Below are 24,178 nucleotides of genomic sequence, written 5' to 3' on the forward strand. Positions count from 1 at the left end.
CTTTTGCTAAAATAAATGTTATTGACATTAGTTTATCATTTTTTCATAAGATTTTGAAAGTACGAGAAACTTACAAGGGGGCTTCAAGATGAATGGGAAAAGGTGGGCGGCATTAGGGATAGCCGTCGGATTATTCATTGCGTCAACAGTTATTAATCTTCTGTCTACAGTGGCATTTAGTGACGCAGAAAATGCTTTTACCGATATGTTTGCGGTATCAGAAGAAATGTTCGCTGAAGAAATAATCGAAGAAGGTGACATGCTGAGCAAAATAGCGGTATTGTCCATCAATGGAGTAATCCAGGATACAGGGGATGCTGAGTCATTCTTTGAAAGTCCTCTATATAATCATAGAACTTTCATGGAACAGCTTGATTATGTTAAGGAAGCGGATGATGTTAAGGCAATCATCCTGCAAGTGAACTCGCCTGGTGGCGGTGTCGTGGAAAGCGCACAAATTCATGACAAAATCAAGGAAATTCAGAAGGAAGCGAAAAAGCCGGTATATGTATCGATGGGATCGATGACCGCTTCTGGAGGTTATTATGTGTCTGCGCCTGCTGATAAAATTTTTGCCAGCCCTGAAACGCTTACCGGGTCGCTTGGAGTCATTATGCAGGGAGTTAATTATGCAGGTCTTGCCGAAAAGTATGGAGTTGAATTCACGACAATCAAAAGTGGGCCATATAAGGATATCATGAGCCCATCGAGACCAATGACAGAGGATGAACGCAAAATCCTCCAATCAATGATTGACAACTCATATGAGGGGTTCGTAAAAGTCATTTCAGAAGGACGCGATATGTCTGTTGAACGGGTCAAGGAAATTGCCGATGACCGTATTTACGATGGACGTCAGGCAAAGCAGCTGAAGTTAATCGACGGATTCGGTTATCTTGAGGATGTCATTGAGAATGTCAGAAAGGACGAAAAGCTCGGCGATGCTACTGTTGTAAAATACACAGAAAGCATGGGTTTTGGTTCATTTTTCAGCATGGGAGCACAAAAAATCATGGGGAAAGACGCAGAAATGGCAGGCTTAATGAAGTTATTGTCCCAGCCTAATTCTCCACGCCTGATGTATTTATATGCGGAATAAGGAGGGATAAAATATGAATTCGGATGATTTTAAAGAACGGGAAAATGTACCCTCTCAAACTGAACCAGGAAAAGTCAAGGAAGGGACCGAAATCTCTGATGACAAGTCACATTTCCAGTCAGAAACGGATCGTCGCGATCCTCAGTCTGATTCTAGCAATATACAAGTGGAAGACGACCGGAAACCTGAAGTTTATGAACATGACAAGGCGGAACAGGGGAATTATATATACGCTGGTCACTATGCCGGTTTCTGGACACGTTTTTGGGCGTACTTGCTTGACTTGATTGTAATTGGAAGCATCAACCGTATGGTCATCAATCCTGTGTTTCGGGCATTGGATGTGCCGTTGATTGAGGATGGAATCCTTTCACCGATCACCATCACTACAGCTGTCGTCTTCTACTTATATTTTGTGTTAATGACAAAGTACTTCTGCCAGACCCTCGGCAAAATGGTCTTTGGTTTGAAAGTGGTGGAGCTGGATGGAAAGGGACTTACATGGGGAACCGTTATTTTCCGAGAATGGATCGGCCGTTTCATTTCAGCGACCATCTTGGTTTTATATGTGGTAGTCGCTTTTACAAAAAAGAAACAGGGATTGCATGATCTGTTTGCCGATACAACGGTAATATATGAACCACGTTAGAATGAACCTGCTGCGGCAGGTTTATTTTTTTGCCTTTTTGTTGATAATAATAAGCTGAAAGGTTGTGGAGGACGATGAAATGGGTGCTGCTCGCCATACTGATTCTCACGGTGCTTGTACTAATAATCTTTTTTACAAAAGTTAAGATTTTTTTAGATTATTTCCACGGCAATGATAATGATTATTTTAAGGTAACGATTAAAGCTTGGGGTGGTTTGCTCAAGTTTACGATAGAAGTTCCTGTAGTAAAAATTGATGATAATTCTCCAACAATCATCGCAGAGCAAAAAGTTAAAACAGGTCCCGATGAAAATATGAAACAACAAAAAACAACGCAAGTGGATAAAAATGATTTACTTAGCAGCCTTCATGATTTCAAGCAGCTGATCACCCACATCACCGGTCTCCATAAAATCGTCCGGGATTTTTTAAAAAAGGTTACAATACGGAATATCGAATGGCACACCATGGTTGGCGTTTCAGATGCAGCGGCCACAGGCGTGATAACCGGGGCTTTTTGGGCAGTCAAAGGCGGAGTGATCGGTCTCCTGAGCTACTATATGAAAATGAAAGAAATGCCTGTCATGACGATTTCACCAAGCTTCCAGCAAACTGTTTCAATTACTAGTTTTAAATGTATGATTCAAGTAAGAGTCGGGCATGCTATTTTAGCAGGAATAAAGCTGGTTAAATATTGGAAAGGCGGCTGGCCAGAATTTAAATCAAAGCCATTATCCGCTCTTTCTGGTGATAATACTAATTCTGTCTAAAATTAAGGAGGAAACAGGAATGTCCGACCATCCAATTCAAGGATTAATGACAACTGCCATGGAAAGCTTGAAAGAAATGATTGATGTTAACACAATCATTGGAGACCCCGTAGAAACTCCGGATGGAAGTGTAATCCTGACAGTTTCAAAGGTAGGTTTCGGTTTTGCAGCTGGTGGAAGTGAATTTGTTTTGGAAAGCTCTAAAGGAGGATCCGGTGGCTCAGGCGGTTCTGGTGGCTCAGGAGGACAGTCTGGAGGTTCCCAGCACCCTTTTGGAGGAGGTAGCGGTGGCGGTGTGTCAATCACACCAATTGCTTTCCTGATCGTCAACTCTAAGGGTGTAAAAATGCTCCATCTTGATGAAAGTACACATTTGTACGAGAAGATACTTGATCTGGCTCCACAGGCCGTTGAAAAAATTCAGCAAATGATGTCAAAGAAAGACCAGAACAGCCAGGATGGCAGCCAGAACAAGAACCAAGGCCATTCTCAGTCTGATTACAACGGTCCGAAAACAGACCTGGATCTCTAAGCAGTTGAATTTACACAGTAACGGGAAAACCAACAATTTAACAGGGAGCTGCCTTTTCCAGCGGAAAGGCGGCTTAGCTATGTATGTTGGGTCTTGGTCTCCGTTTAGTAAAATAATTGCAAAAAAATTTTTAAAAAGATATATTAACACTGTACATATAATGGACAAGGAGGATGAGCAGGTATGGCATCTGTTACATTTAAGGGGAACCCAGTTACATTATTAGGAAATGAAGTGAAGGTTGGAGACCAGGCACCAGATTTTAAAGTGCTTGCAAACGATCTTTCTGAAGTGACACTTCAAGATTCAAAAGGACAAGTACGTTTGATCAGCGTTGTTCCTTCACTTGATACAGGAGTTTGTGATGCGCAGACTCGCCGTTTCAATGAAGAAACTGCAAACGTTGATAACGTTAAGATTTTGACAGTCAGCGTGGACCTTCCTTTCGCACAAAAGCGCTGGTGCGGAGCGGCTGGAATCGATAAAGTCCAGACACTATCTGATCACCGCGAGCTTTCATTCGGTGAAGCTTACGGAGTAGGAATCAAGGAACTTCGCCTACTAGCACGCGCAGTATTTGTTGTGGATTCAAACGACAAAGTAACATACGTTGAGTATGTAAGCGAAGCAACAGACCACCCTAACTACGAAGCAGCAATCGAAGCTGCAAAACAAGCGAACTAAACACAACTTTGGAAACAAGCCGCAGAAAAAAACTGCGGCTTGTTTTGCTTTGAGTGTGAGAATGTATAAATTCCAACGATTCAAGGCTTCCTATCGGACAAACGGAAGGCGTAAACCGAGAAAAGTGTTCGTTAGTAAGGCTCTAAATCGGACAAATGGAAGGTGTAAACCGAGAAAAGTGTCCGATAGAATATCTGATACAGCAAAACCTGCTCCAGCCATATGCCTTGTACGTAAGGCGAAACACAGCTAAAATAGATAAATATCTATTCAAATCAGGAGGAAATAAAGTGAGTGTGACTCCGGTCGAACAATTATTTACTGCGTTCAATACAAGTGCAGATATTTTAAAAGATGAGTTATCATGTACATATTTAGAGGCGCTGGCTGAAACCGGTGAAAACATGTTTCAGGGCACAGTGCTTCAAGACGAACTAAATGAAGTGACACAGAAAAGGCTTGAAAAAGTATACAAGGAGATCAACCTTGATTCTTTTAGCAAGGAAGAAATCCGCAAAGGCTTCCAGCTTGCGATTTTGAAGGGCATGAAGGAACATGTGCAGCCGAACCATCAAATGACACCTGATTCTGTCGGCATGTTCATCGGCTACCTGGTCAATAAGTTTGTCGCCGAGAAGTCATTCAGGCTGCTTGATCCAGCAGTGGGAACAGGGAACTTGCTGGCTACGGTTTTGAACCAGCAGACAGACAAGGAAATCGATTCTGTTGGTGTTGAAATTGATGACTTGCTGATCCGTCTGGCTTTCGTGAATGCCAATCTTCAAAAGCATCCTGTCGAGTTTTTCAATCAGGACAGTCTTGAACCGTTGTTTGTCGATCCAGCAGATGTGGCCATTTGTGACCTTCCAGTAGGCTACTATCCAAATGACCTTCGAGCGGAACAATATGAAGTAAAAGCAAAAGCAAAAGAAGGCTATACGTACTCTCATCACATGTTTATCGAGCAAAGTACTAAGCATGTAAAAGAAGGCGGGTATTTGTTCTTCATGATTCCTAATGGTCTTTTTGAAAGTGAACAAGCTCCTATGCTTCATGAATTCATTAAAAACCATTTGATTGTCCAGGGTATTTTACAGCTTCCTGCTTCATTGTTTAAAAACAAACAGGCAGCTAAAAGTATCTTAATCCTGCAGAAACACGGTGAAGAAGTGAAAGCACCAAAGCAGGCACTTCTGGCCGAGCTTCCAAAACTATCGGACGGCTCCGCTGTAAACAGGATGCTGAATAAAATCGATCAATGGTTCAGCGAAAATAAAGCTGTAAAGCAATAGAACCGGCTAATTAACCGGTTCTTTTTCCGTTTGTTTATGGTATAAAAAACTTGGCAGTGTTTTTTTCAAATCATTAGAAGTATCTGAATAAAAACTCATTTCCCGTTTGGTAAAACTTTGCTTGAAATGTGAAAAAGACAGTGTTTAAATGGGGAAATGAGAGATATAATTTCGGCCTGTAGCACACAATAATGGTGTACTATTTAACTGTATTTTAATCAGGTTGTTATATAAAAGGAGCGGTACAAATGTCTAAAATAATTGCAATTAATGCGGGCAGTTCGTCACTAAAGTTCCAACTGTTCGAAATGCCAAGCGAAGAAGTTATCACTAAAGGTATTGTAGAAAGAATCGGACTTAAGGATTCGATCTTCACTATTTCAGTGAATGGAGAAAAAAATAAGGAAGTTACTGATATCCCTGATCATGCGGTTGCGGTAAAAATCCTTCTTGATAAATTGACGTCATTGGGAATTATCCAATCACTTGATGAAATCGAAGGAATCGACCACCGTGTCGTTCACGGCGGTGAAGAATTCAGCGATTCTATATTGATCACCGAAGAAGTTTTACAAAAAATCGAGGAGCTTTCAGAGCTTGCCCCGCTGCATAATCCAGCTAACTTGACTGGAATCCGTGCATTCCAGCAGGTACTTCCGAATGTACCGGCAATTGCTGTGTTTGATACAGCTTTCCACCAGACAATGCCTGAGAACTCTTTCCTTTACAGTCTTCCTTACGATTATTATAAAAAGTACGGTATCCGTAAATATGGTTTCCATGGCACATCACACAAGTATGTTTCCCAGCGTGCAGCAGAAATGCTTGGCCGTCCAGTCGAGCACTTGCGCCTGATTTCCTGCCACCTTGGAAATGGTGCAAGTATCGCGGCGATCGAAGGCGGTAAATCTATTGATACATCAATGGGATTCACTCCGCTTGCAGGTGTGACAATGGGAACTCGTTCAGGTAACATTGACCCTGCTTTGATTCCATATATTATGGAAAAAACGGATAAGAATGCTGATGAAGTATTGGACGTCCTGAACAAGGAAAGCGGTATGCTAGGTGTATCGGGATTCTCAAGTGACCTTCGTGACATCGAAGACGAAGCAGAAAATGGAAATGAACGTGCTGAGCTTGCGCTAAAAGTTTTCGCGGACAGAATCCACAAGTACATCGGTTCATATGCAGCCCGTATGTGCGGTGTTGACGCGATTATCTTTACTGCCGGCATTGGCGAAAATAGTTCGGCAATCCGTGCTCGTGTACTGCAGGGTCTTGAGTTCATGGGCATCTACTGGGACCCAGCTTTGAACAAGGTGCGCGGAGAAGAAGCTTTCATCAGCTACCCGCACTCTCCAGTAAAAGTAATGGTCATCCCGACAGACGAGGAAGTCATGATTGCTCGTGATGTCGTACGTTTGGCAAAATAAATCACATCTCTCAGGCAGAAGCGCAGAAGCTTCTGCCTTTTTATGTAGAAAGGAATTCGGATTGAATTCAGCTCCAGCTCCAGCGCTTGTCGGGGCTGACCAAGGCGCTTCCGCTTTTCTTTGTCCAGCTTCAGCGCCTAGCCCCTCGAGTCGTTTCGGTCCTGCCAATGAAGTCAAAGAACGACTTCACTGTCAGGCCCTCCAGCGCTTGTCGGGGCTGACCAAGGCGCTTCCGCTTTTCTTGTGCTATACTGGAAGAAAATTCTGATTTGCTGGAGGTTTTTCAATGCCTTTGACTCAACGGGAACAAAAGGTGCTGGATGAATTAAGTGTTTGGGAAAACAATCTCTACGATTATGAACCGAATGATTTTGAATTAGCGTATGATCGATATCTTGAACGATCTTTTTCGCTTTTGCCAGATGAGGTGCAGGAACGCTTTTTCACCTTATTCGACGGCTGGCTTTTCCATCTTCATTCCCTGATTCAGGGTTCACAGCTGCAGATGGATGCAAAGGAACGGATTCTTTCCGCGGGGCGGGTTTTCCAGCCTGACCTTGATACCATTCAGGATTTAAGGGAGCTGCCGATTGAACAGCTAGAGTTCATTGCCAAACAGCAAATTGCCCGACACAGACTCTATTCCTTCGTCCAGGGCGGTATGTCAGGGAGTGGTGGTAATCTTGTGCTAGGAGCAGATATGCCGTCGATGGCGGTCATTAATTTACGGATTGTTCAGCTGGTTGCGATGACCTATGGTTTCGAAGTGAATACTCCATTTGAAATGATGATCGCTTTGAAAGTTTTTCATACTGCGACAATGCCTTCGAGGATGCAGAGCGCTGGCTGGGAAGAGTTGAAGAATGACCTCGAACAGGCAGAAGACTATTATTTCTATGAAGGCAATGATGATCTGACAGATGTGACATGGCTAGAGCAGCCAATTAAACAGATTTTCAAGGGTATGGCAATCCTGATGTTCCGCAAAAAGCATGTCCAGGGCATGCCAGTGATCAGCATGGCGATCGGTGCTGGGGCAAACTATCAATTGACGAGAAGGGTGACTGACTTCGCGCATAAGTTTTACCAGATGAGATATTTCAAAGAAAAAGGAGCACTATAGAGTTATGAGTACACAGGAACACAAACAAGCTGCACCAAGCCAGGTGCGCTGCAAAGTCATAACAATAAGCGATACAAGAACGCCTGATACAGACAAAAGCGGCAAGCTGATGATGGAAATGCTTGAGGCTGCGGGTCATAAGATTGTCGATTACGTGATTGTCAAAGATGAATCAGAACCGATTAAATCTGAAGTGTTGAAAGGATGCAGCAACTCCGAAGTTGATGTCGTGCTGACGAACGGTGGCACAGGGATTGCCAAGCGTGACGTCACAATCGAAACAGTCCAGAGCATATTTGAAAAAGAAATACCTGGATTCGGTGAAATTTTCCGCATGCTAAGCTATACCGAGGATATCGGTTCGGCGGCGCTGCTATCACGTGCTGCAGCCGGAGTCGTCAATGACCGAGCTGTCTTCTCAACACCAGGATCAACGGGTGCAGTTCGCCTGGCAATGGAAAAGCTGATCATTCCTGAAATCGGACACGTTGTAAGAGAACTGACAAAAGATTTATAATTCATGACAGAGATGAAGCCTTATGGGTTTCATCTTTTTTTTGTGTATACAAAGGAATTTTGAAAACATGGTCGAATTACTGTATGGAGTTTCCAGATAAAAGGAAGGTGACAGTGTTTGTTAAAGAACAATCTCGAACCGGTCAGAAGTAGGTTCAAGTTCAGATAGGTTTTGAGAGGGGTACGAGAAAGGGAGTCTGTAGGGAATTTTGGACAGGTTTCAGTTGAAGGAGCCCAAAGCTGTCAAGAAAAGACCATTATTGTGACAGGTTTCAGTTGAAGGAGCCTAAAGCTGTCAAGAAAAGACCGTTAATGTGACAGGTTTGAGGAGGAGGAGCCCAAAGCTGTCAAGAAAAGATCGTTATTGTGACAGGTTTGAGGAGGAGGAGTCCAAAGCTGTCAAGAAAAGACGGTTATTGTGACAGGTTTCAGGTGGAAGAGGCCAAAGCTGTCAAGAAAAGATCGTTATTGTGACAGGTTTGAGGAGGAAGAGACCAAAGCTGTCAAGAAAAGACGGTTATTGTGACAGGTTTCAGGTGGAAGAGGCTAAAGCTGTCAAGAAAAGACGGTTATTGTGACAGGTTTCAGTTGAAAGAGGCTAAAGCTGTCAAGAAAAGGCGGTTATTGTGACAGGTTTCAGTTGAAGGAGCCCAAAGCTGTCAAGAAAAGATCGTTATTGTGACAGGTTTGAGGAGGAAGAGGCCAAAGCTGTCAAGAAAAGACCGTTATTGTGACAGGTTTGAGGAGGAAGAGGCCAAAGCTGTCAAAAAAACCTCGGAATCGTGACAGGTTTGAAGTGAACACAAGCAAAGCTGTCAAAATAACAGTTGTGGGGGAGCCAAAAGATGTTCAACTATAGAGAAATTAATAGAGATCAAGAATTAGTGAACCAGGTAGCGGTATTATATCAACAGGTATGGAATCAAGAAGATAATACCGTCACGGAGCGAGTGATGAGGCATGCAGGCTATGATGGCTATAAAGGTTTTGTAGCAATTTCTGAGCATGGGGATGTGGCTGGTTATGCTTATGGTTACTTTTCTCAGCCGGGTCAATATTATCATGGACTGCTGTCGAAAGCGTTCAGCCCTGAAGGCTATCAATACTGGTTAGCGGATTGTTTTGAGTTCGTTGAATTAGGGGTGCATCCTACATTTAGGAATCAAAGGCTGGCAAAACAGCTGGTAACCCGGTTGTTAGACGGTGTAGAACATAAGACAGCGGTATTAACAACGCAACATAATAATGGTCCTGCTCGGAGTCTATATGAAAGCTTGGGGTGGACCGTTTTAAACAATGCATTTGATCCAAACGGTGATAAAGACTCTTATGTCATTATGGGTAAGAAACTTCAAAAGGAGCATATATGAGGTTATTAATCACGATTATTATTGTGTTTATTGGCAGTATTCTCGTTGGTTCGACCATTCATCAACTCAGTGGAATCGGAAATGGGGTGTTGAGATTAACAGGGGCAGCTTTGATGATTGGTGCCGTATATTCTTTTAATGAAAGTAAAAACAAAAAATAGCCCAGAGATTCCGGGCTATTTTCTTATTGTTAAGGAAATTATAAAATTATTTAAGTGTGTATAACTACATGTAGTTTTCTTAATCCAGCTCCAGCGCTTAGCCCCTCGAGACGCTTCGGTCCTGCCAATGAAGTCGAAGAACGACTTCACTGTCAGGCCCTCCAGCGCTTGTCGGGGCTGAACGAGGCGCATGCGCTCTTTGTTCTGGAATCAACATGCTATCGATGCATTTTTTCTGATGAAATATCCTGTTGGGTGCGATACCAGAGCCAGAGGTCATTAATGATGGACGCGAGCTCTGAAATTTCACTGTTCAGTTCGCATGAGCGTATAAAGTTGCTTTCATCTGAAAGCTGAGATTGTTTCAGGTTGATTTTATTTTCAAGCTCTGCGATCCGGTCAGGAATGCTGCCGCGAATTTTTTCCCAATGGAGGAGAATTCCGTGTCGTGTATCAAGATCATATTCTTCCCAGTTTTCTTTTATCTCTGGCAGGGGAATGCCAAGTCGGCTGTTAAAAAGAAAATATTGTTCCATTTCTAATGGTGCCCCCATTCCGGTAATCTTGCTTACATTCTACTATACTTTCAAACCTGCTTCCACACTAGTCTAATTCGAGAGCCATTCACGAGGTCAATAAAAAATATATTTTATCTTGAAAAGTGCCCGAAAACCTGTTAACTTAATAAACGTGAATAAAAATTTAATACGATGAATAAATATTCGGATAAAGGAGCAAGAAAAATGACTGATAATAAAGTGGTGCTTGCCTATTCCGGCGGGCTTGATACATCTGTAGCAATCAAATGGCTGAAGGATCAGGGCTACGCAGTAATAGCTTGCTGCCTTGATGTTGGTGAAGGAAAGGATCTTGATTTCATAAAACAAAAAGCTCTGAAGGTCGGTGCGATCCAGTCATATGTGCTAGATGTCAAAGAAGAATTCGCCAATGATTATGCACTTTTCGCCCTGCAGTCCCATGCATTGTACGAAGGGAAATATCCGCTCATATCTGCACTATCACGTCCATTGATTTCTAAGAAACTAGTAGAAATAGCCGAAATGGAAGGTGCATCAGCTGTCGCGCATGGCTGCACAGGGAAAGGAAATGACCAGGTGCGTTTCGAGGTATCAATCAAAGCGCTGAACCCGGATCTTAATGTTATTGCTCCAGTCCGTGAATGGAGATGGTCACGTGAGGAAGAGATTGCATATGCAGCTAATAATGGCATCCCAATCCCAATCAATCTTGACAGCCCGTTCTCGATTGATCAGAATCTTTGGGGAAGAAGCAATGAATGTGGAATTCTTGAAGATCCATGGCAAGCGCCTCCAGTTGAGGCTTATGAATTGACAGCAGAGCTTGAAGACACGCCGGATACCCCTGATATCATCGAGATTGAATTTGTTGAAGGTGTACCAAAAGCGATTGATGGCAAAGTATATACTCTTTCAGAATTGATCCTTGAGCTGAACGCTGTTGCAGGCAAGCACGGAGTCGGAAGGATTGATCATGTGGAAAACCGTCTTATCGGCATCAAGTCGCGTGAGGTATATGAAGCACCTGCCGCGATGACCTTGATTAAAGCACATAAGGAACTTGAGGATATCACGCTTGTCAAAGAAGTAGCCCATTTTAAACCAGTAATTGAGAAGAAAATGACAGAATTAATTTATGAAGGACTCTGGTTCTCACCGCTTCAGGAAGCACTGGCAGCTTTCCTGAAATCAACCCAGAAGCATGTCACAGGTACTGTCCGTATCAAGCTTTTCAAAGGGCATGCGATTATTGAAGGCAGAAAATCTCCGTATTCTTTATATAATGAAAAGCTGGCTACTTACACGGCGGATGATGAGTTCGACCACAATGCTGCTGTTGGATTCATCAATTTATGGGGGCTGCCAACAGTTGTTCACAGCATGGTACAGGGCAAGAAGGTGACAGTGTGAAGAAATTATGGGGAGGCAGATTCGCCGGATCCGCAGAGGAATGGGTCGATGAGTTTGGGGCATCGATTGGCTTTGACCAGGAACTGGCGGGCCAGGATATTGAGGGAAGTATCGCCCATGCCACAATTCTAGCGAAGTGCGGGGTCATTAGCGAAGATGAAGCGGATGTAATCATCCAAGGATTGAAAGAATTAAAGCAAAAAGCATTCAAAGGCGAATTAAAATACTCAGCTAAGCTTGAGGATATCCACCTGAACATTGAGCATCACCTGACTGAATTGATTGGTCCAACTGGCGGCAAGCTCCATACGGCAAGAAGCAGGAATGACCAAGTGGCGACGGATATGCATTTATATCTTAAAGAACAGGTATCCGAAATCATCGAGCTGATCACTGAATTCCAAAGAACGTTGGTTGAGCAGGCAGAACAGAACATCGAAACACTGATGCCCGGCTATACACATTTGCAAAGAGCCCAGCCAATCTCTTTTGCCCATCATCTGATGGCTTACTTTTGGATGCTTGACCGGGATAAACAGCGCTATATGGATAGCATGAAAAGAATCAATCTTTCACCTCTTGGTGCAGGGGCGCTTGCAGGAACTACTTTTCCAATCGACCGCCATATGACAGCAGAAATGCTCGGTTTTGAAGGCATTTATGAAAACAGCCTTGACGCTGTAAGTGACCGCGATTTTATACTTGAATTCCTCTCTGGCAGTTCGGTTTTAATGATGCATCTGTCACGATTGTGCGAGGAAATCATTCTGTGGTCGAGTCAGGAGTTCCAATTCATCGAGTTATCAGATGCTTTTACGACAGGCAGCAGTATCATGCCTCAGAAGAAGAATCCGGATATGGCTGAACTGATTCGCGGCAAAACAGGCCGTGTCTATGGCAGCCTGATGGGGCTCTTGACCGTATTGAAAGGATTGCCTTTAGCATATAACAAAGATATGCAAGAGGATAAAGAGGGCATGTTTGATACTGTCAAAACAGTAAGGGGCTCCTTGAAGATTTTTGCTGGCATGATCAGTACGATGAAAGTGAAAAAGGAGATAATGGAAAAATCGATCAAGAATGATTTTTCAAATGCGACGGAGCTGGCTGACTATCTGGCAGCAAAAGGAGTACCTTTTCGTGAGGCGCATGAAATCGTTGGCAAGCTTGTTCTTGAATGTATCCAGAAAGGCTGCTTTCTTGCAGAACTGCCACTGGAAGCATACAAGTCGATGAATGCTTTATTTGATGAAAATATTTATGATGCATTGAACCCTTATAATGCAGTGGAAAGACGAAACAGCGCTGGAGGTACAGGATTTTCACAGGTGAAAATCCAAATCGAAAAAGCCAAAAGATCTCTATAAATGGAAAAAGCACGCAGTCTCTCAAAAGCTGCGTGCTTTTTTGTATGTTTATTGAGTTAATTTTCTTTATCAGTACGGACAACCAGGACATCACATGATGAATAGCGGGTGATATGCTCGGAGACACTTCCAATGAAAAAGCGTTCCACTGCATTCATTCCTGTTGCTCCGCAGATAATCAGGTCGGCGTTATATTTCTTTGCAACATCTTTCGCAATCTTGACCTTTGGTGAACCATAATCGATGTCATATTCTACGTTTTTTATACCAGCTTCGATTGCCTGCTGTTTGTAGCTTTCCATCAACTCTGTAGCAAATTGTGTCGCACGCTCTGAGATAGTGCGGTCATATGCCTCAACTGTAGCGAAAGTGCGTAAATCGATTATGTGGGTCATGACCAGACTTGCATCGTTTCTTTTTGCGATCTCAATGGCTTTTTTAAATGCCCATGCTGCTTGTTTAGAACCGTCAACGGCAACTAAAATATTCTTATAATAAAGCGCCATAGCTCTCGCCTCCTTTACCTATATTATACAACACTTTCATTGGTATAGCTGTGACAATCCAACGAAAACTATCTAATGCAAGCATCATATTGAAGGAGGATTTCATATGGAAAAAAAAGATCAGCAAGGTCGGTCGTTTTATGATTACGATGATCAGGGTGTCATGCAGGTAAGCCAGCAAATCATGGATTCTTACAACAGCGGGGTAGTACCGCAGGGACAGATGAAAGCAGCAGTAGAAAACAACGAGGAACATAGATAGAAGTAGTTTTCAGAGGTACTTCTTAATACGGAAACCTTTTCAAACTGGCTAAATGGAATGAATCGGCTTGCTAAGAAACGATAGCTTAGCAAGCCTTTCTTACTTTCTCCAAAATTAAAAATATACAGAATAGTATATTTTAGGGAATTTTGTACGAATTGTTTTGCCAAAAGCATTTTTTTCTACTAAAATGAAAGTGTTTTCATCCTGGGCTGCTGAACCTATTTTTCCTATTTCATAATATGAAAAAATGATATAGTGGTGGAAGGGTAGAAATGGTAGGGCAATTATTATTATAGGAGGTATGCAATAATGCGTATCGGTGTACCTAAAGAGATAAAAAACAATGAGAATCGTGTGGCTATGACGCCTGCGGGAGTAGTAAACCTTGTAAACTTTGGACATGAAGTTTATATTGAAACTGAAGCTGGAGTCGGCTCTAGTTTTACTGACGAGGACTACAAAGCAGCCGGTGCGCTGATCGTTGAAAGTGCAGAAGAAGCATGGGCACAGGATATGGTCATGAAGGTTAAAGAACCTCTGGCAGAAGAATATGGTTATTTCCGTGAAGGCTTAATTTTATTTACATATTTACATCTTGCTCCAGAACCAGAGCTGACAAAGGCTTTGATCGAGAACAAGGTTGTCGGCATCGCTTATGAAACTGTGCAACTGGCTAACGGATCACTTCCATTGCTTACACCTATGAGTGAGGTTGCTGGCCGTATGTCCACACAAATCGGAGCTCAATTCCTTGAAAAGGTACACGGCGGCAAGGGAATCCTGCTTGGAGGCGTTCCAGGTGTACAAAGAGGGAAAGTATCAATCATCGGTGGCGGCGTTGCTGGCACGAATGCAGCGAAAATGGCTGTCGGCCTTGGTGCTCATGTCACAATGATCGACCTGAATCCAGACCGTCTTCGCCAGCTGGATGATATTTTTGGATCTGACATTACAACTCTAATGTCCAATCCATTAAACATTGCTGAAGCAGTCAAAGCATCTGATCTTGTCATCGGTGCAGTTTTGATTCCAGGCGCGAAGGCTCCTAAGCTTGTAACAGAAGAAATGATCCAATCGATGAACCCAGGTTCTGTCGTTGTCGATATCGCCATCGACCAGGGTGGAATCTTCGAAACAACTGACAGGATCACGACACATGACAATCCTACCTATGAAAAGCATGGCGTTGTACACTACGCTGTTGCAAACATGCCAGGTGCAGTTCCTAGAACATCAACCATCGCGCTGACTAATGTGACAGTGCCGTACGCTGTCCAGATTGCGAACAAAGGCTACAAGCAGGCTTGCATGGACAATGAAGCATTGTTAAAAGGAATCAACACGCTTAATGGTTATGTGACTTACCAGGCAGTAGCTGAAGCACACAACCTCGTTTACTCTGAAACAAAAACATTGTTAGAGCAAATCTAATTTTTCTCGATCCGGATGAAATATTCCGGATCTTTTATTTGCTCTATTTCCGTTATAACAGGAGTGAAAAGCCATGCTTTTTAGCACAAAGCTGTTTAAAATCTTTCAATTTTAGCGTATATTATTTATGGGATATACGGGTTCATTTGCTAGAGTGCCCGTGTTAATTTGTTATTGAGGAGTGTCATGATGGAAAAAGTACTTGTTTTTGGACATAAAAATCCTGATACGGATACAATCTGCTCTGCCATCGCCTATGCTAATTTAAAGCAAAAGCTTGGTGTTGATGCAGAAGCGGTGCGTTTGGGCCAGGTCAATGGAGAAACTCAATATGCACTGGATTACTTCAAGGCTGAAGCACCGCGTCTCGCAGGCAGAGTTTCAGAAGAGGTAAAACAAGTCATTCTTGTTGACCACAACGAACGCCAACAAAGCGCTGATGACATTACAGATGTTCAAATCGTCGAAGTTATCGATCACCACCGTGTGGCAAATTTCGAGACGAGCGATCCACTCTATTTCCGAGTTGAGCCAGTAGGCTGCACTGCGACAATTTTGAATAAGATGTATAAGGAAAACAATGTTGAAATCGACAAAGACATCGCAGGCCTGATGCTTTCTGCAATCATCTCTGATTCATTATTGTTCAAGTCTCCTACTTGCACTGACCAGGACGTTGCGGCAGCAAGAGAATTGGCAGAAATTGCAGGTGTGGATGCTGAAGAATACGGTCTGGACATGTTAAAAGCCGGTGCGGATCTTAGCAGCAAAACAATCGAAGAGCTTATTTCCCTTGATGCCAAGGAATTCCAGATGGGAGATTCCAAGGTTGAAATCGCACAGGTAAACACTGTTGATGTCAATGATGTTCTTTTGCGCAAGGTTGAGCTTGAAGAGGCATTGATCAATAAAGTGACAGAAAAGAATCTTAGTCTATTCTTATTGGTGATTACCGATATCTTGACAAATGATTCCGCAGCGCTTGCGATTGGTGAAAAGGCTGCTGCTGTTGAAGAAGCATTCAATGTTGCGCTTGAAAATAATACAGCGACACTTAAAGGCGTCGTTTCACGCAAGAAGCAGGTCGTTCCTGTATTGACAAATGTACTTACGAAGTAAATCATAATGAAAAACCGTCCTTGCCAACTTGTAAACCGTTCCGTTTTGAGGTGTATATGGCGAAAATGGCACAGTAAATGGCGTGGAAATTGTCCACGCCATTTTTCCTCTTGTGCCAGGATTTATAAGCCATTTCATTACAAATTAACACCTGCAAAATGATAGTAAATGCCATTGACAATGTTTGTTGTACAAGGAATAATGACGGTCATTTCCACTGTCAATTTTATGACCAGTCCGGAAGTCAATTTAAGGGTTCCATTCTACGAACATTGCATTCAAGTATAGCCTGTATAACGATGAACATGGAATTTTACTTTATTTTTTTCTCACCGAAGGGAGCAGTTAGCGGAAGATTGATTTTTTCTAGAACAAGGGAAGACTTAACCTTAATTGAGTAACAAACAATCCTAAATATAAACGGAGAATATCCGGTTAAACTGTAGAGTATAGCTCGGTGAGGGGTAAATAAGCGGAGGTTTTCCGGTTAAGCAAGCACGATTGCCAATTTTTTATGTTTTTCAAGTAAATAGGCGGAAATCTTCCGTCTATTTAAGCTGTTTTCCGTGCCATTTTCTAAATAAGGGAAGTTTCTCCGCTTATTTATCAGCCCATGATGATCCCTTCACTAGGGTCCGTTCTTTTATGGTGTGGAATAAACGGGTGCTTTGTTGAATAAGAACCATTATATTTTAGATCCGAAAATACATTAAATCAGAAAAATGGCGTGTCAAAACTGATGTCAGTTTACACGCCATTTTTATTGTCATTTGAATGATATGCACCCTAAAACAGAATGGTTTAGCCAATTTGGCGGGACGGTTTTTAGGTTTTATGCAAACTTCTCGGTTCTGGCAGAAGCTTTCTTCAGTCTCAATGTTATATATGCAAAGTAGAGAAAAGCGGCAATTGAGAAGTAAATCCACGCATTGGCAACCTGATCCGTCTTCCATAGTCCTGTCATGGACAGCAGTGCCGGGAATGTCAAAGTCAGCCATGATTGGACCATCGCCACCTTGCCTATATAGACGTCGATTTTCTTGTTCAGCCCCATTGAAAGGAAGAACAGGAACCATAGATACGCCCACATAAGCCATGTCAAAGCACCAACGAGATCTTCAAAATATGCATATGCTACAGCTGCATAAATGACGGCAAGGACTGCAACCCAGAAGGAATACCAGCCCAGTCCGCTGCCATCAAGGTCTTTCCATAATGTCAAACCGACATATAAATAGGTAAAACCAAAAAGAAAGATGCTTGCCAGGCTGTACACCGTCCAGTTGTTCTGGTCAGATACAGCAATCAAGTAAAACGGAACAATCACTTGCAGTGCCCCGATGAATAAGTTGAATATTGCCACACTTTTTGCATTTGCCTTCCCTAAAAGCATCAAGCTGTTCAGGAAAAGTGCTGCACCTGATAATAATAAACCTGCGTCTCCCATGATGTTTGCCGTCCCAATTGATGGGCCAGCTTCTTTCCTCCTTTATCAAGGTTCTTGTGGTGGCTTTGTTGTTTCAGAGCCAGAGTTTTAAAGATAGTTATTCACTCAAGGTTGGAAATCTCCACGAAAAGAGCGCTAATCTCTTTAGGCATGGTGATATGAGCATGTAATTGGAAAGCAACGGTCTATGCAATCGAATAAGAAAGAGCAACTCTTTTACCCGTTAGGATAGAGGAGTTGCCCCTTGTTAACTTAAATGAATCAATTAAACCATTTTCTTGGACAGATCAACCTTATCCATATCCTTAGATGTGAAATATCCAGGAAGGATTTCGCTGATTGTCGTTTCCTTTACATCGCCATTCAGATTGGCAAGGTAAATTTTTGTTTCGTCAGTTGCAAACTCTGCAATTACCTGGCGGCAGGCACCGCAAGGAGAAACGGGCCCTTCAGTATCTGCGACTACTGCAATAGCTTTAATCTCAGTATCGCCTTCTGATACAGCCTTGAAAATAGCTGTTCTTTCAGCACAGTTAGTCAGACCATAGGAGGCGTTTTCGATATTGCAGCCAAGATAGACTTGGTTATTGCTAGTGATGATTGCGGCGCCAACCTGAAACTTAGAATATGGAACGTATGCTGTGTTTCTTGCTTCGATAGCTTTTTCAACAAGCGTTTTTTTATCCATCGTCCATTCTCCATTCCCAATTGAATATTTGTTAATGCTTAGTATGAAGACTCAGAAGTCAGGCCGTTTACGATTGCCACGCCAGAGCTTGCACCAATTCTAGTTGCGCCAGCTTCAATCATGTTTTGTGCATCTTCAAGGCTTCTGACTCCACCTGAAGCTTTAACGCCAAGATCAGGGCCAACGGTTTTTCTCATGAGGGCGATGTCTTCCACAGTTGCTCCACCTGTTGAGAAACCAGTTGAAGTCTTTACGAAATCTGCTCCAGCATTAACAGAAAGCTTGCATGCCATTTCTTTTTCCTCGTCAGTAAGAAGGCAAGTCTCAATGATGACTTTAGTCAAAGCTTTGCCTTTTGCAGCGTCAACTACAGCCTTGATATCATTTTCAACTACATCGTACTTTTTATCTTTTAATGCGCCGATGTTGATGACCATGTCCACTTCAGTAGCACCATTTTCGATTGCATCCTTTGTTTCGAAAGCTTTTACTTCAGAAGTAGAAGCTCCTAGAGGGAAGCCGATTACTGTACAAACTTCTACACCTTCAGCATCCTTAAGAATTTCAGCAGCTTTCTTAACCCATGTTGGGTTAACGCAAACAGAAGCAAATTTATATTCTTTTGCTTCCTCAGCCAGCTTTACAATCTCCGCTTCGGTTGCAGTCGCTTTAAGTAATGTGTGGTCGATCATTCTTGCCAAATCTTTAGTCATTTGCTCAAACCCTTTCCGTATAAAAAATATGTTGAAACGCTTTCATTATGAAGAAAATATATCGCACAAATTTATTATGTGTTACTTACATGAATAATATATCAGGTAGGTGAACATATGTAAATAACCTCGTGAACATATGTAAAAATAAAATATGGAAATACATGAATTTGTCATATTTCATATCAAAATTTTCTTTTGACTTTGAATTGGTATTTCATTATAGTTGCTATATAAAAATGAATAAATCATCCTGCATTCGCGGGAGAGGTTCATAGCGGACACCCTCTATAAAAAACTATGGCTTTGATTAATTCAACCATATCCCAGAGGATATGGTTTTTTATTTGATCAGCAGGGTTCCTGGCATCGAATAGCGTTTGCAGATATAATAGGGGGCAATTAAAATGGCTGGAAGAAAAGATGAGGAATTGAAAGATATAACATTGCTTGGCAATCAGGGGACGAAATACTTATTTGAATACAGTCCTGAAATCCTTGAAACGTTTGAAAATAAACATCCAAACCGGGATTACTTCGTGAAATTCAACACACCAGAATTCACAAGTCTTTGCCCGATTACAGGACAGCCTGACTTTGCGTCCATTTATATCAGCTACATCCCAGACAAGTTGATGGTCGAAAGCAAGTCGCTGAAGCTTTATCTTTTCAGCTTCAGGAACCATGGTGACTTCCATGAAGATTGCATGAACATCATCATGAACGATTTGATTAAGCTGATGGATCCAAGATATATTGAGGTTTGGGGCAAATTCACACCAAGAGGCGGAATCTCAATCGATCCTTACACCAACTACGGCAAGCCTGGTACTAAGTACGAAGAAATGGCTGATTACCGGATGATGAACCATGATATGTATCCGGAAAAAGTGGATAATCGCTAATACGGAAAGAGCAGCTGCACACGCTGCTCTTTTTTTAGTGGAAAAAAGCACGGATATTTTCCATTTCGCTATAAAAATCGGGATTTCGCTATAAAAATCGGGATTTCGCTATAAAAAAGTTTTTTTCGCTATAAAAATAAAAATTCCGCTATAAAAAATAAAAATTCCGCTATAAAAAATATAAATTCGCTATAAAAAAGAAATTTCCGCTATAAAAAGCTGATACTCGCTATAAAATAGAACTTTCCGCCATATAAGCGGAGTGTTTACGCTACGGAACTGACTTTTTCACCCACAAAAACCGCCTGGGTCCAGGATCTCAGGCGGTTTTGGGTTCATTTTACGATACAAAAACCAATTCTTTTGGAAATTTCGTTAAAATTTCGATTCCATCCTCTGTAATGACCACGTCATCTTCAATTCTGACTCCAGCCACGCCTGGTACATATATTCCGGGTTCAGCAGTGAACACCATCCCTTTTTCCATTAATAAAGGATTGGTGCTTGTTAATGAAGGATACTCGTGGACGCTGACTCCGAGTCCGTGTCCGAGGCGGTGAGGGAAGTAGTCCCCGTATCCAGCTTCTTCAATCACACGGCGTGCGGCAAGATCGACCTCTGAGCATGCAATACCAGCTCGTGCAGTATCAAGGGCTGTCAGTTGAGCTTTTAAAACGGTATGATAAATTTCTTCCTGCTGTTTGTTGATCTCACCGTAAGCAACAGTCCTCGTGATATCAGAGCAGTAGCCATCCATTACAACGCCAAGGTCGAACAAGACGAGGTCGCCCTTTTTAATTTTTGTCAGTCCAGGTGTACCGTGTGGAGCTGCTGCATTTTTACCAGTAAGGACCATCGTTGAAAACGACATTTCTGTTACGCCTTTTTTCTTCAATTCGTATTCAATCGCCGCAAGGACATCCAGCTCGGTTTTGCCTTCCTGTATTTCATTTACTCCTGTCTGGATGGCAAAGTCGGCTAATTCACATGCAACCCTCAGTTTCTGCAATTCTTCTTCGCTTTTTACCATACGCATGATGCGCAATTTTTCTTCCGCCGAAACAAATTCGGAACCGCCAAAAAGTCCAGCCATTTTTTCATAGCGCTCTACATTTAGTTGTTCCTTCTCGATGGCGGTTTTCTTGACGGAAGAAACGCGCTTTTTAATGGCATTGTAAGCAAGTTCCATTGAATCATCCGTATCGCTGTAGCCGATGATTTCCATGTCCCAGCCCGCATTTTTCGCATTTTCCTTATCCATCGCCGGGCAAATCATGAATGGCTCGGCATCTGGGAAAACGGCAACTGCCAGCAGTCTTTCGTGTGGATCGCTTAAAAATCCGCTCAGATAAAATACATTGTCAGGAGATGTGACGAATGTGACGTCGACATTGTTGTCCTTCATCCAACCTGATAATGCAGCCAATCTTTCAGTCATAAAAATTCCTCCTCTGATATGTACATCACACTATGAGAGTAGCAATTCGCCGGTGAAAAGTAAAACTTTTAACGATCAGATTCTGTGGGTATACAGAAGAGAAGCAGGAGATAGGCAAGTAACGTTGAAATATCTAATGAATGATTGAAAGGAGCGATAATATGAAAGTATCTTATCACGGCCATTCTGTTGTTAAAATTGAGGCAAATGGGAAGACCATTCTGATTGATCCATTCATTACAGGCAATGACTTGACTGATCTGAAGGTGGAGGACGTGAAGCCGGATGTCATCATCCTCACCCATGCGCACGGAGACCATCTGGGGGATACGGTTGAGCTTGCGAAGAATCATGATTCTCTGGTTATCGCCAACTTCGAAGTGTCTACATATTTAAGCTGGAAAGGCTTGAACACTCACGGCATGTCCATTGGCGGCGCTTATGAATTTGATTTTGGCAAAGTGAAAATGACACAGGCATTTCATGGTACGGGCATGATCACTGAAGATAACCAAATCCTTTATGGCGGCATGCCGGCGGGGATCTTATTCATGGCAGAAGGGAAGACCGTGTTCCATGCAGGTGACACCGGGCTTTTTTCAGACATGAAGCTGATTGGTGAAAGACATCCCATTGATCTGGCATTCCTGCCGATTGGCGACAATTTTACAATGGGACCGGAAGATGCTGCATTGGCAGCAGAATTCCTTAATGCCAGGGAGGTAGTTCCGATTCACTTCAACACATTCCCGCCAATTAAGCAAGACCCACATGCCTTTGTGAAAATGCTTAAGAAAAATAAAGGCACAGTTCTTGAAGCTGGAGAGACAATCGAACTGTAACCGAGACCGAGCTGCACAGAAATTGTGCAGCTTTTTTTATTTCACATGCTTTTTTTAGCTGTGGAAGCATAGATATAAACTAAGACAACCTGTAGGAGGGGGAAAATGAAGAAAAACCGCTACTTGCTATATTTGTTGTTATGCGGCGTGATGCTTTACATAGCTCTGCCGGAGCTAAACTTCCAGATTGGAGGCAAAGAAGCACTGTTCGCCGGTTCATGGCTGTTCCTGGCTTTGCTCGTCTTTGCAGGGAATTTGGGAGCCTTTTTATACACTCCAAAAAAGCGCGCCAGGAGAGACAGCAGAAAAATGGAAGCCAACCTGAAAAGAAAATCACGCGTTTATACTGGCTGAGTGGATCAGTCAGTTTTTCTTTTTGCCCTAAAAACTCCTCACACCCTAATTAAATTGAATCCAACCCTTTAAAACCTTATAATGATAATGGATAGAACTACTTTGTACGGAAAATTATGATAAAGGGTGAAAGTCTTGGCAACTAAGCATGAACAAATACTTCAATATATAGATGAATTGCCAATAGGAGAAAAAATATCGGTACGCCAAATCGCCAAGGCGCTGAACGTAAGCGAAGGAACTGCATATAGAGCCATTAAAGATGCTGAAAATAAAGGGTATGTGAGTACGATTGAACGTGTAGGCACAATCAGGATTGAGAGGAAAAAGAAAGAGAACATTGAAAAGCTTACTTTTGCCGAAGTCGTCAATATCGTTGACGGGCAAGTACTGGGCGGCCGCGCCGGACTTCATAAAACGCTGAATAAATTCGTCATCGGAGCGATGAAGCTTGAAGCAATGATGCGATATACAGGAGCCGGCAACCTGCTAATTGTCGGAAATCGTGACAAAGCGCATGAGCAAGCGCTAAGGGCAGGCGCAGCTGTTTTAGTGACCGGTGGCTTCGATGCCGAGGACCATGTGAAAAAGCTGGCTGATGAACTGCAGCTGCCGATCATTTCCAGCAGCTATGATACTTTTACAGTGGCGACAATGATCAACCGCGCAATTTACGATCAATTAATTAAAAAGGAAATCATCCTTGTCGAGGATATTCTGACGACAGTTTCTGAAACCATTTTTCTCAAAGCGGATGACCGGGTATCAGATTGGTATCGTCATAAGGATGAAACACTGCACAGCCGCTTTCCGGTAGTGGATCAGAATATGAAAGTAATCGGGATGATCACATCGAAGGACGTTATGGGTCACGAACAAGAGACTTTGATTGAAAAAATCATGACAAAAAATCCGATGACTGTAAGCGGGTCGACGAGTGTCGCGTCATCTGCCCATATGATGGTTTGGGAAGGCATTGAGGTACTGCCGGTAGTGGATGACGCCAACAGGCTTCAAGGCATTGTCAGCAGGCAGGATGTACTGAAGGCTCTGCAAATGATTCAGCGCCAGCCGCAGGTAGGAGAAACACTTGATGACACGGTTACAAACCAACTGGTCCTTGCAAAAGGAAAAACTAAGGATGAAGACATCTTCCGCTGCCAGGTGACTCCGCAGATGACGAACCACCTTGGGACGGTGTCATATGGCGTGTTTACAACCATTGTTACAGAGGCCGCGAACCGAGTGCTGAGGGGATATAAAAAAGGCGATCTTGTTGTCGAAAATATGACGATTTATTTTATGAAGCCGGTACAGATTGACAGTGTCATAGAAATTTATCCGAAGGTTCTCGAGGTGGGAAGGAAATTCGGTAAGGTCGATATCGAAGCCTTCAATGACGGAGTTCTCGTCGGCAAAGCGATGATGATGTGCCAGCTGATTGACAGGCACTAATGGATGTGGAATAGCTGAACAACCGGCATTAATAGATGTAAAAAGCAGATCCTTAACCGGATCGGCT

General features: G+C 42.7%; 27 protein-coding genes. 20 read left to right on the plus strand and 7 right to left on the minus strand.

Features of this window, described 5'->3' with window-relative positions; all coding sequences use genetic code 11:
- Positions 1–88 precede the first annotated feature (88 nt).
- The 11 genes from sppA (at position 89) to LC048_RS03665 (ending at position 9,632) form a co-directional block, all read left to right on the plus strand.
- Complete coding sequence (sppA, locus tag LC048_RS03615; protein ID WP_306049462.1) at positions 89–1,099, plus strand: signal peptide peptidase SppA; 1,011 nt, start codon at positions 89–91, stop codon at positions 1,097–1,099.
- A 13-nt stretch (positions 1,100–1,112) separates the two neighbouring features.
- Positions 1,113–1,748: an RDD family protein gene (locus LC048_RS03620; RefSeq protein ID WP_371931992.1), complete on the plus strand. Its 636-nt coding sequence runs from the start codon at positions 1,113–1,115 to the stop codon at positions 1,746–1,748.
- A 74-nt stretch (positions 1,749–1,822) separates the two neighbouring features.
- Positions 1,823–2,518 (plus strand): DUF2953 domain-containing protein, encoded by a 696-nt coding sequence (locus tag LC048_RS03625; RefSeq protein ID WP_226602756.1) that lies wholly within the window; start codon positions 1,823–1,825, stop codon positions 2,516–2,518.
- A gap of 19 nt (positions 2,519–2,537) precedes the next feature.
- The gene (ytfJ, locus tag LC048_RS03630) at positions 2,538–3,050 is read left to right on the plus strand and encodes a GerW family sporulation protein (RefSeq protein ID WP_226602755.1); all 513 of its coding nucleotides are present in this window, start codon (positions 2,538–2,540) and stop codon (positions 3,048–3,050) included.
- 183 nt (positions 3,051–3,233) lie between these two features.
- Positions 3,234–3,734, plus strand: a complete 501-nt coding sequence (tpx, locus tag LC048_RS03635; protein WP_226602753.1) for a thiol peroxidase — start codon at positions 3,234–3,236, stop codon at positions 3,732–3,734.
- Between the two features lie 290 nt (positions 3,735–4,024).
- Entirely contained in the window at positions 4,025–5,026 is a 1,002-nt protein-coding gene (locus LC048_RS03640) for a class I SAM-dependent methyltransferase (protein ID WP_306049465.1), read from the plus strand.
- 248 nt (positions 5,027–5,274) lie between these two features.
- Positions 5,275–6,462, plus strand: coding sequence for an acetate kinase (locus LC048_RS03645; protein ID WP_306049467.1), 1,188 nt, complete (start codon positions 5,275–5,277; stop codon positions 6,460–6,462).
- Between the two features lie 286 nt (positions 6,463–6,748).
- Positions 6,749–7,585, plus strand: coding sequence for an EcsC family protein (locus LC048_RS03650; RefSeq protein WP_226602749.1), 837 nt, complete (start codon positions 6,749–6,751; stop codon positions 7,583–7,585).
- A 4-nt stretch (positions 7,586–7,589) separates the two neighbouring features.
- Positions 7,590–8,102, plus strand: coding sequence for a MogA/MoaB family molybdenum cofactor biosynthesis protein (locus LC048_RS03655; protein WP_226602747.1), 513 nt, complete (start codon positions 7,590–7,592; stop codon positions 8,100–8,102).
- An 844-nt stretch (positions 8,103–8,946) separates the two neighbouring features.
- Positions 8,947–9,471: a GNAT family N-acetyltransferase gene (locus LC048_RS03660; protein ID WP_226602746.1), complete on the plus strand. Its 525-nt coding sequence runs from the start codon at positions 8,947–8,949 to the stop codon at positions 9,469–9,471.
- Complete coding sequence (locus LC048_RS03665) at positions 9,468–9,632, plus strand: hypothetical protein (protein WP_226602744.1); 165 nt, start codon at positions 9,468–9,470, stop codon at positions 9,630–9,632. The genes LC048_RS03660 and LC048_RS03665 overlap by 4 nt, the downstream gene beginning before the upstream one ends.
- A gap of 15 nt (positions 9,633–9,647) precedes the next feature.
- On the opposite strand, the gene LC048_RS03670 is transcribed toward LC048_RS03665, so the two are convergent.
- Positions 9,648–9,782 (minus strand): hypothetical protein, encoded by a 135-nt coding sequence (locus LC048_RS03670; RefSeq protein WP_264188450.1) that lies wholly within the window; start codon positions 9,780–9,782, stop codon positions 9,648–9,650.
- 68 nt (positions 9,783–9,850) lie between these two features.
- Positions 9,851–10,168: a hypothetical protein gene (locus tag LC048_RS03675; RefSeq protein WP_226602743.1), complete on the minus strand. Its 318-nt coding sequence runs from the start codon at positions 10,166–10,168 to the stop codon at positions 9,851–9,853.
- A 207-nt stretch (positions 10,169–10,375) separates the two neighbouring features.
- On the opposite strand from LC048_RS03675, the gene LC048_RS03680 reads away from it, so the two are divergent.
- Entirely contained in the window at positions 10,376–11,581 is a 1,206-nt protein-coding gene (locus LC048_RS03680) for an argininosuccinate synthase (protein ID WP_306049470.1), read from the plus strand.
- On the plus strand, positions 11,578–12,948 hold the full coding sequence (argH, locus tag LC048_RS03685) for an argininosuccinate lyase (protein ID WP_226602740.1): 1,371 nt from the start codon (positions 11,578–11,580) through the stop codon (positions 12,946–12,948). Before LC048_RS03680 ends, argH begins: the two co-directional genes overlap by 4 nt.
- A gap of 56 nt (positions 12,949–13,004) precedes the next feature.
- Here argH and LC048_RS03690 read toward each other — a convergent pair whose 3' ends face one another.
- Complete coding sequence (locus LC048_RS03690) at positions 13,005–13,454, minus strand: universal stress protein (protein WP_226602739.1); 450 nt, start codon at positions 13,452–13,454, stop codon at positions 13,005–13,007.
- A 106-nt stretch (positions 13,455–13,560) separates the two neighbouring features.
- Between LC048_RS03690 and LC048_RS03695 the strand changes: the two genes are divergently transcribed.
- From LC048_RS03695 to LC048_RS03705, 3 genes are all read left to right on the plus strand, one after another.
- The gene (locus LC048_RS03695; RefSeq protein ID WP_226602736.1) at positions 13,561–13,716 is read left to right on the plus strand and encodes a hypothetical protein; all 156 of its coding nucleotides are present in this window, start codon (positions 13,561–13,563) and stop codon (positions 13,714–13,716) included.
- Between the two features lie 312 nt (positions 13,717–14,028).
- Complete coding sequence (ald, locus tag LC048_RS03700) at positions 14,029–15,150, plus strand: alanine dehydrogenase (protein WP_226602735.1); 1,122 nt, start codon at positions 14,029–14,031, stop codon at positions 15,148–15,150.
- 189 nt (positions 15,151–15,339) lie between these two features.
- Entirely contained in the window at positions 15,340–16,269 is a 930-nt protein-coding gene (locus tag LC048_RS03705; protein ID WP_226602734.1) for a manganese-dependent inorganic pyrophosphatase, read from the plus strand.
- Positions 16,270–17,101: 832 nt separating this feature from the next.
- On the opposite strand, the gene LC048_RS03710 is transcribed toward LC048_RS03705, so the two are convergent.
- From LC048_RS03710 to deoC, 3 genes are all read right to left on the minus strand, one after another.
- Complete coding sequence (locus LC048_RS03710; protein ID WP_226603564.1) at positions 17,102–17,716, minus strand: AmiS/UreI family transporter; 615 nt, start codon at positions 17,714–17,716, stop codon at positions 17,102–17,104.
- Positions 17,717–17,981: 265 nt separating this feature from the next.
- The gene (locus LC048_RS03715; protein ID WP_226603567.1) at positions 17,982–18,404 is read right to left on the minus strand and encodes a cytidine deaminase; all 423 of its coding nucleotides are present in this window, start codon (positions 18,402–18,404) and stop codon (positions 17,982–17,984) included.
- A 38-nt stretch (positions 18,405–18,442) separates the two neighbouring features.
- Positions 18,443–19,117 carry a deoxyribose-phosphate aldolase gene (gene deoC, locus LC048_RS03720; RefSeq protein ID WP_226603570.1) on the minus strand — a complete coding sequence of 225 codons (675 nt, stop codon included), beginning with the start codon at positions 19,115–19,117 and terminating at the stop codon, positions 18,443–18,445.
- 407 nt (positions 19,118–19,524) lie between these two features.
- Between deoC and queF the strand changes: the two genes are divergently transcribed.
- Complete coding sequence (gene queF / locus LC048_RS03725; protein ID WP_226603572.1) at positions 19,525–20,022, plus strand: preQ(1) synthase; 498 nt, start codon at positions 19,525–19,527, stop codon at positions 20,020–20,022.
- A gap of 340 nt (positions 20,023–20,362) precedes the next feature.
- Here the strand turns inward: queF and LC048_RS03730 are convergent, their stop codons facing one another.
- Entirely contained in the window at positions 20,363–21,460 is a 1,098-nt protein-coding gene (locus LC048_RS03730) for a M24 family metallopeptidase (RefSeq protein ID WP_226603575.1), read from the minus strand.
- Positions 21,461–21,621: 161 nt separating this feature from the next.
- On the opposite strand from LC048_RS03730, the gene LC048_RS03735 reads away from it, so the two are divergent.
- From LC048_RS03735 to LC048_RS03745, 3 genes are all read left to right on the plus strand, one after another.
- Positions 21,622–22,302: a metal-dependent hydrolase gene (locus LC048_RS03735; protein WP_226603576.1), complete on the plus strand. Its 681-nt coding sequence runs from the start codon at positions 21,622–21,624 to the stop codon at positions 22,300–22,302.
- Positions 22,303–22,407: 105 nt separating this feature from the next.
- A complete protein-coding gene (locus LC048_RS03740) occupies positions 22,408–22,656 on the plus strand; it encodes a hypothetical protein (RefSeq protein ID WP_226603578.1) in 249 nt (82 codons plus the stop codon).
- Positions 22,657–22,791: 135 nt separating this feature from the next.
- Positions 22,792–24,111 carry a CBS domain-containing protein gene (locus LC048_RS03745; protein ID WP_226603580.1) on the plus strand — a complete coding sequence of 440 codons (1,320 nt, stop codon included), beginning with the start codon at positions 22,792–22,794 and terminating at the stop codon, positions 24,109–24,111.
- The last annotated feature ends 67 nt before the right edge of the window (positions 24,112–24,178 follow it).

Source organism: Mesobacillus subterraneus (genome assembly GCF_020524355.2).
Lineage (GTDB): Bacteria > Bacillota > Bacilli > Bacillales > Cytobacillaceae > Mesobacillus > Mesobacillus subterraneus_C.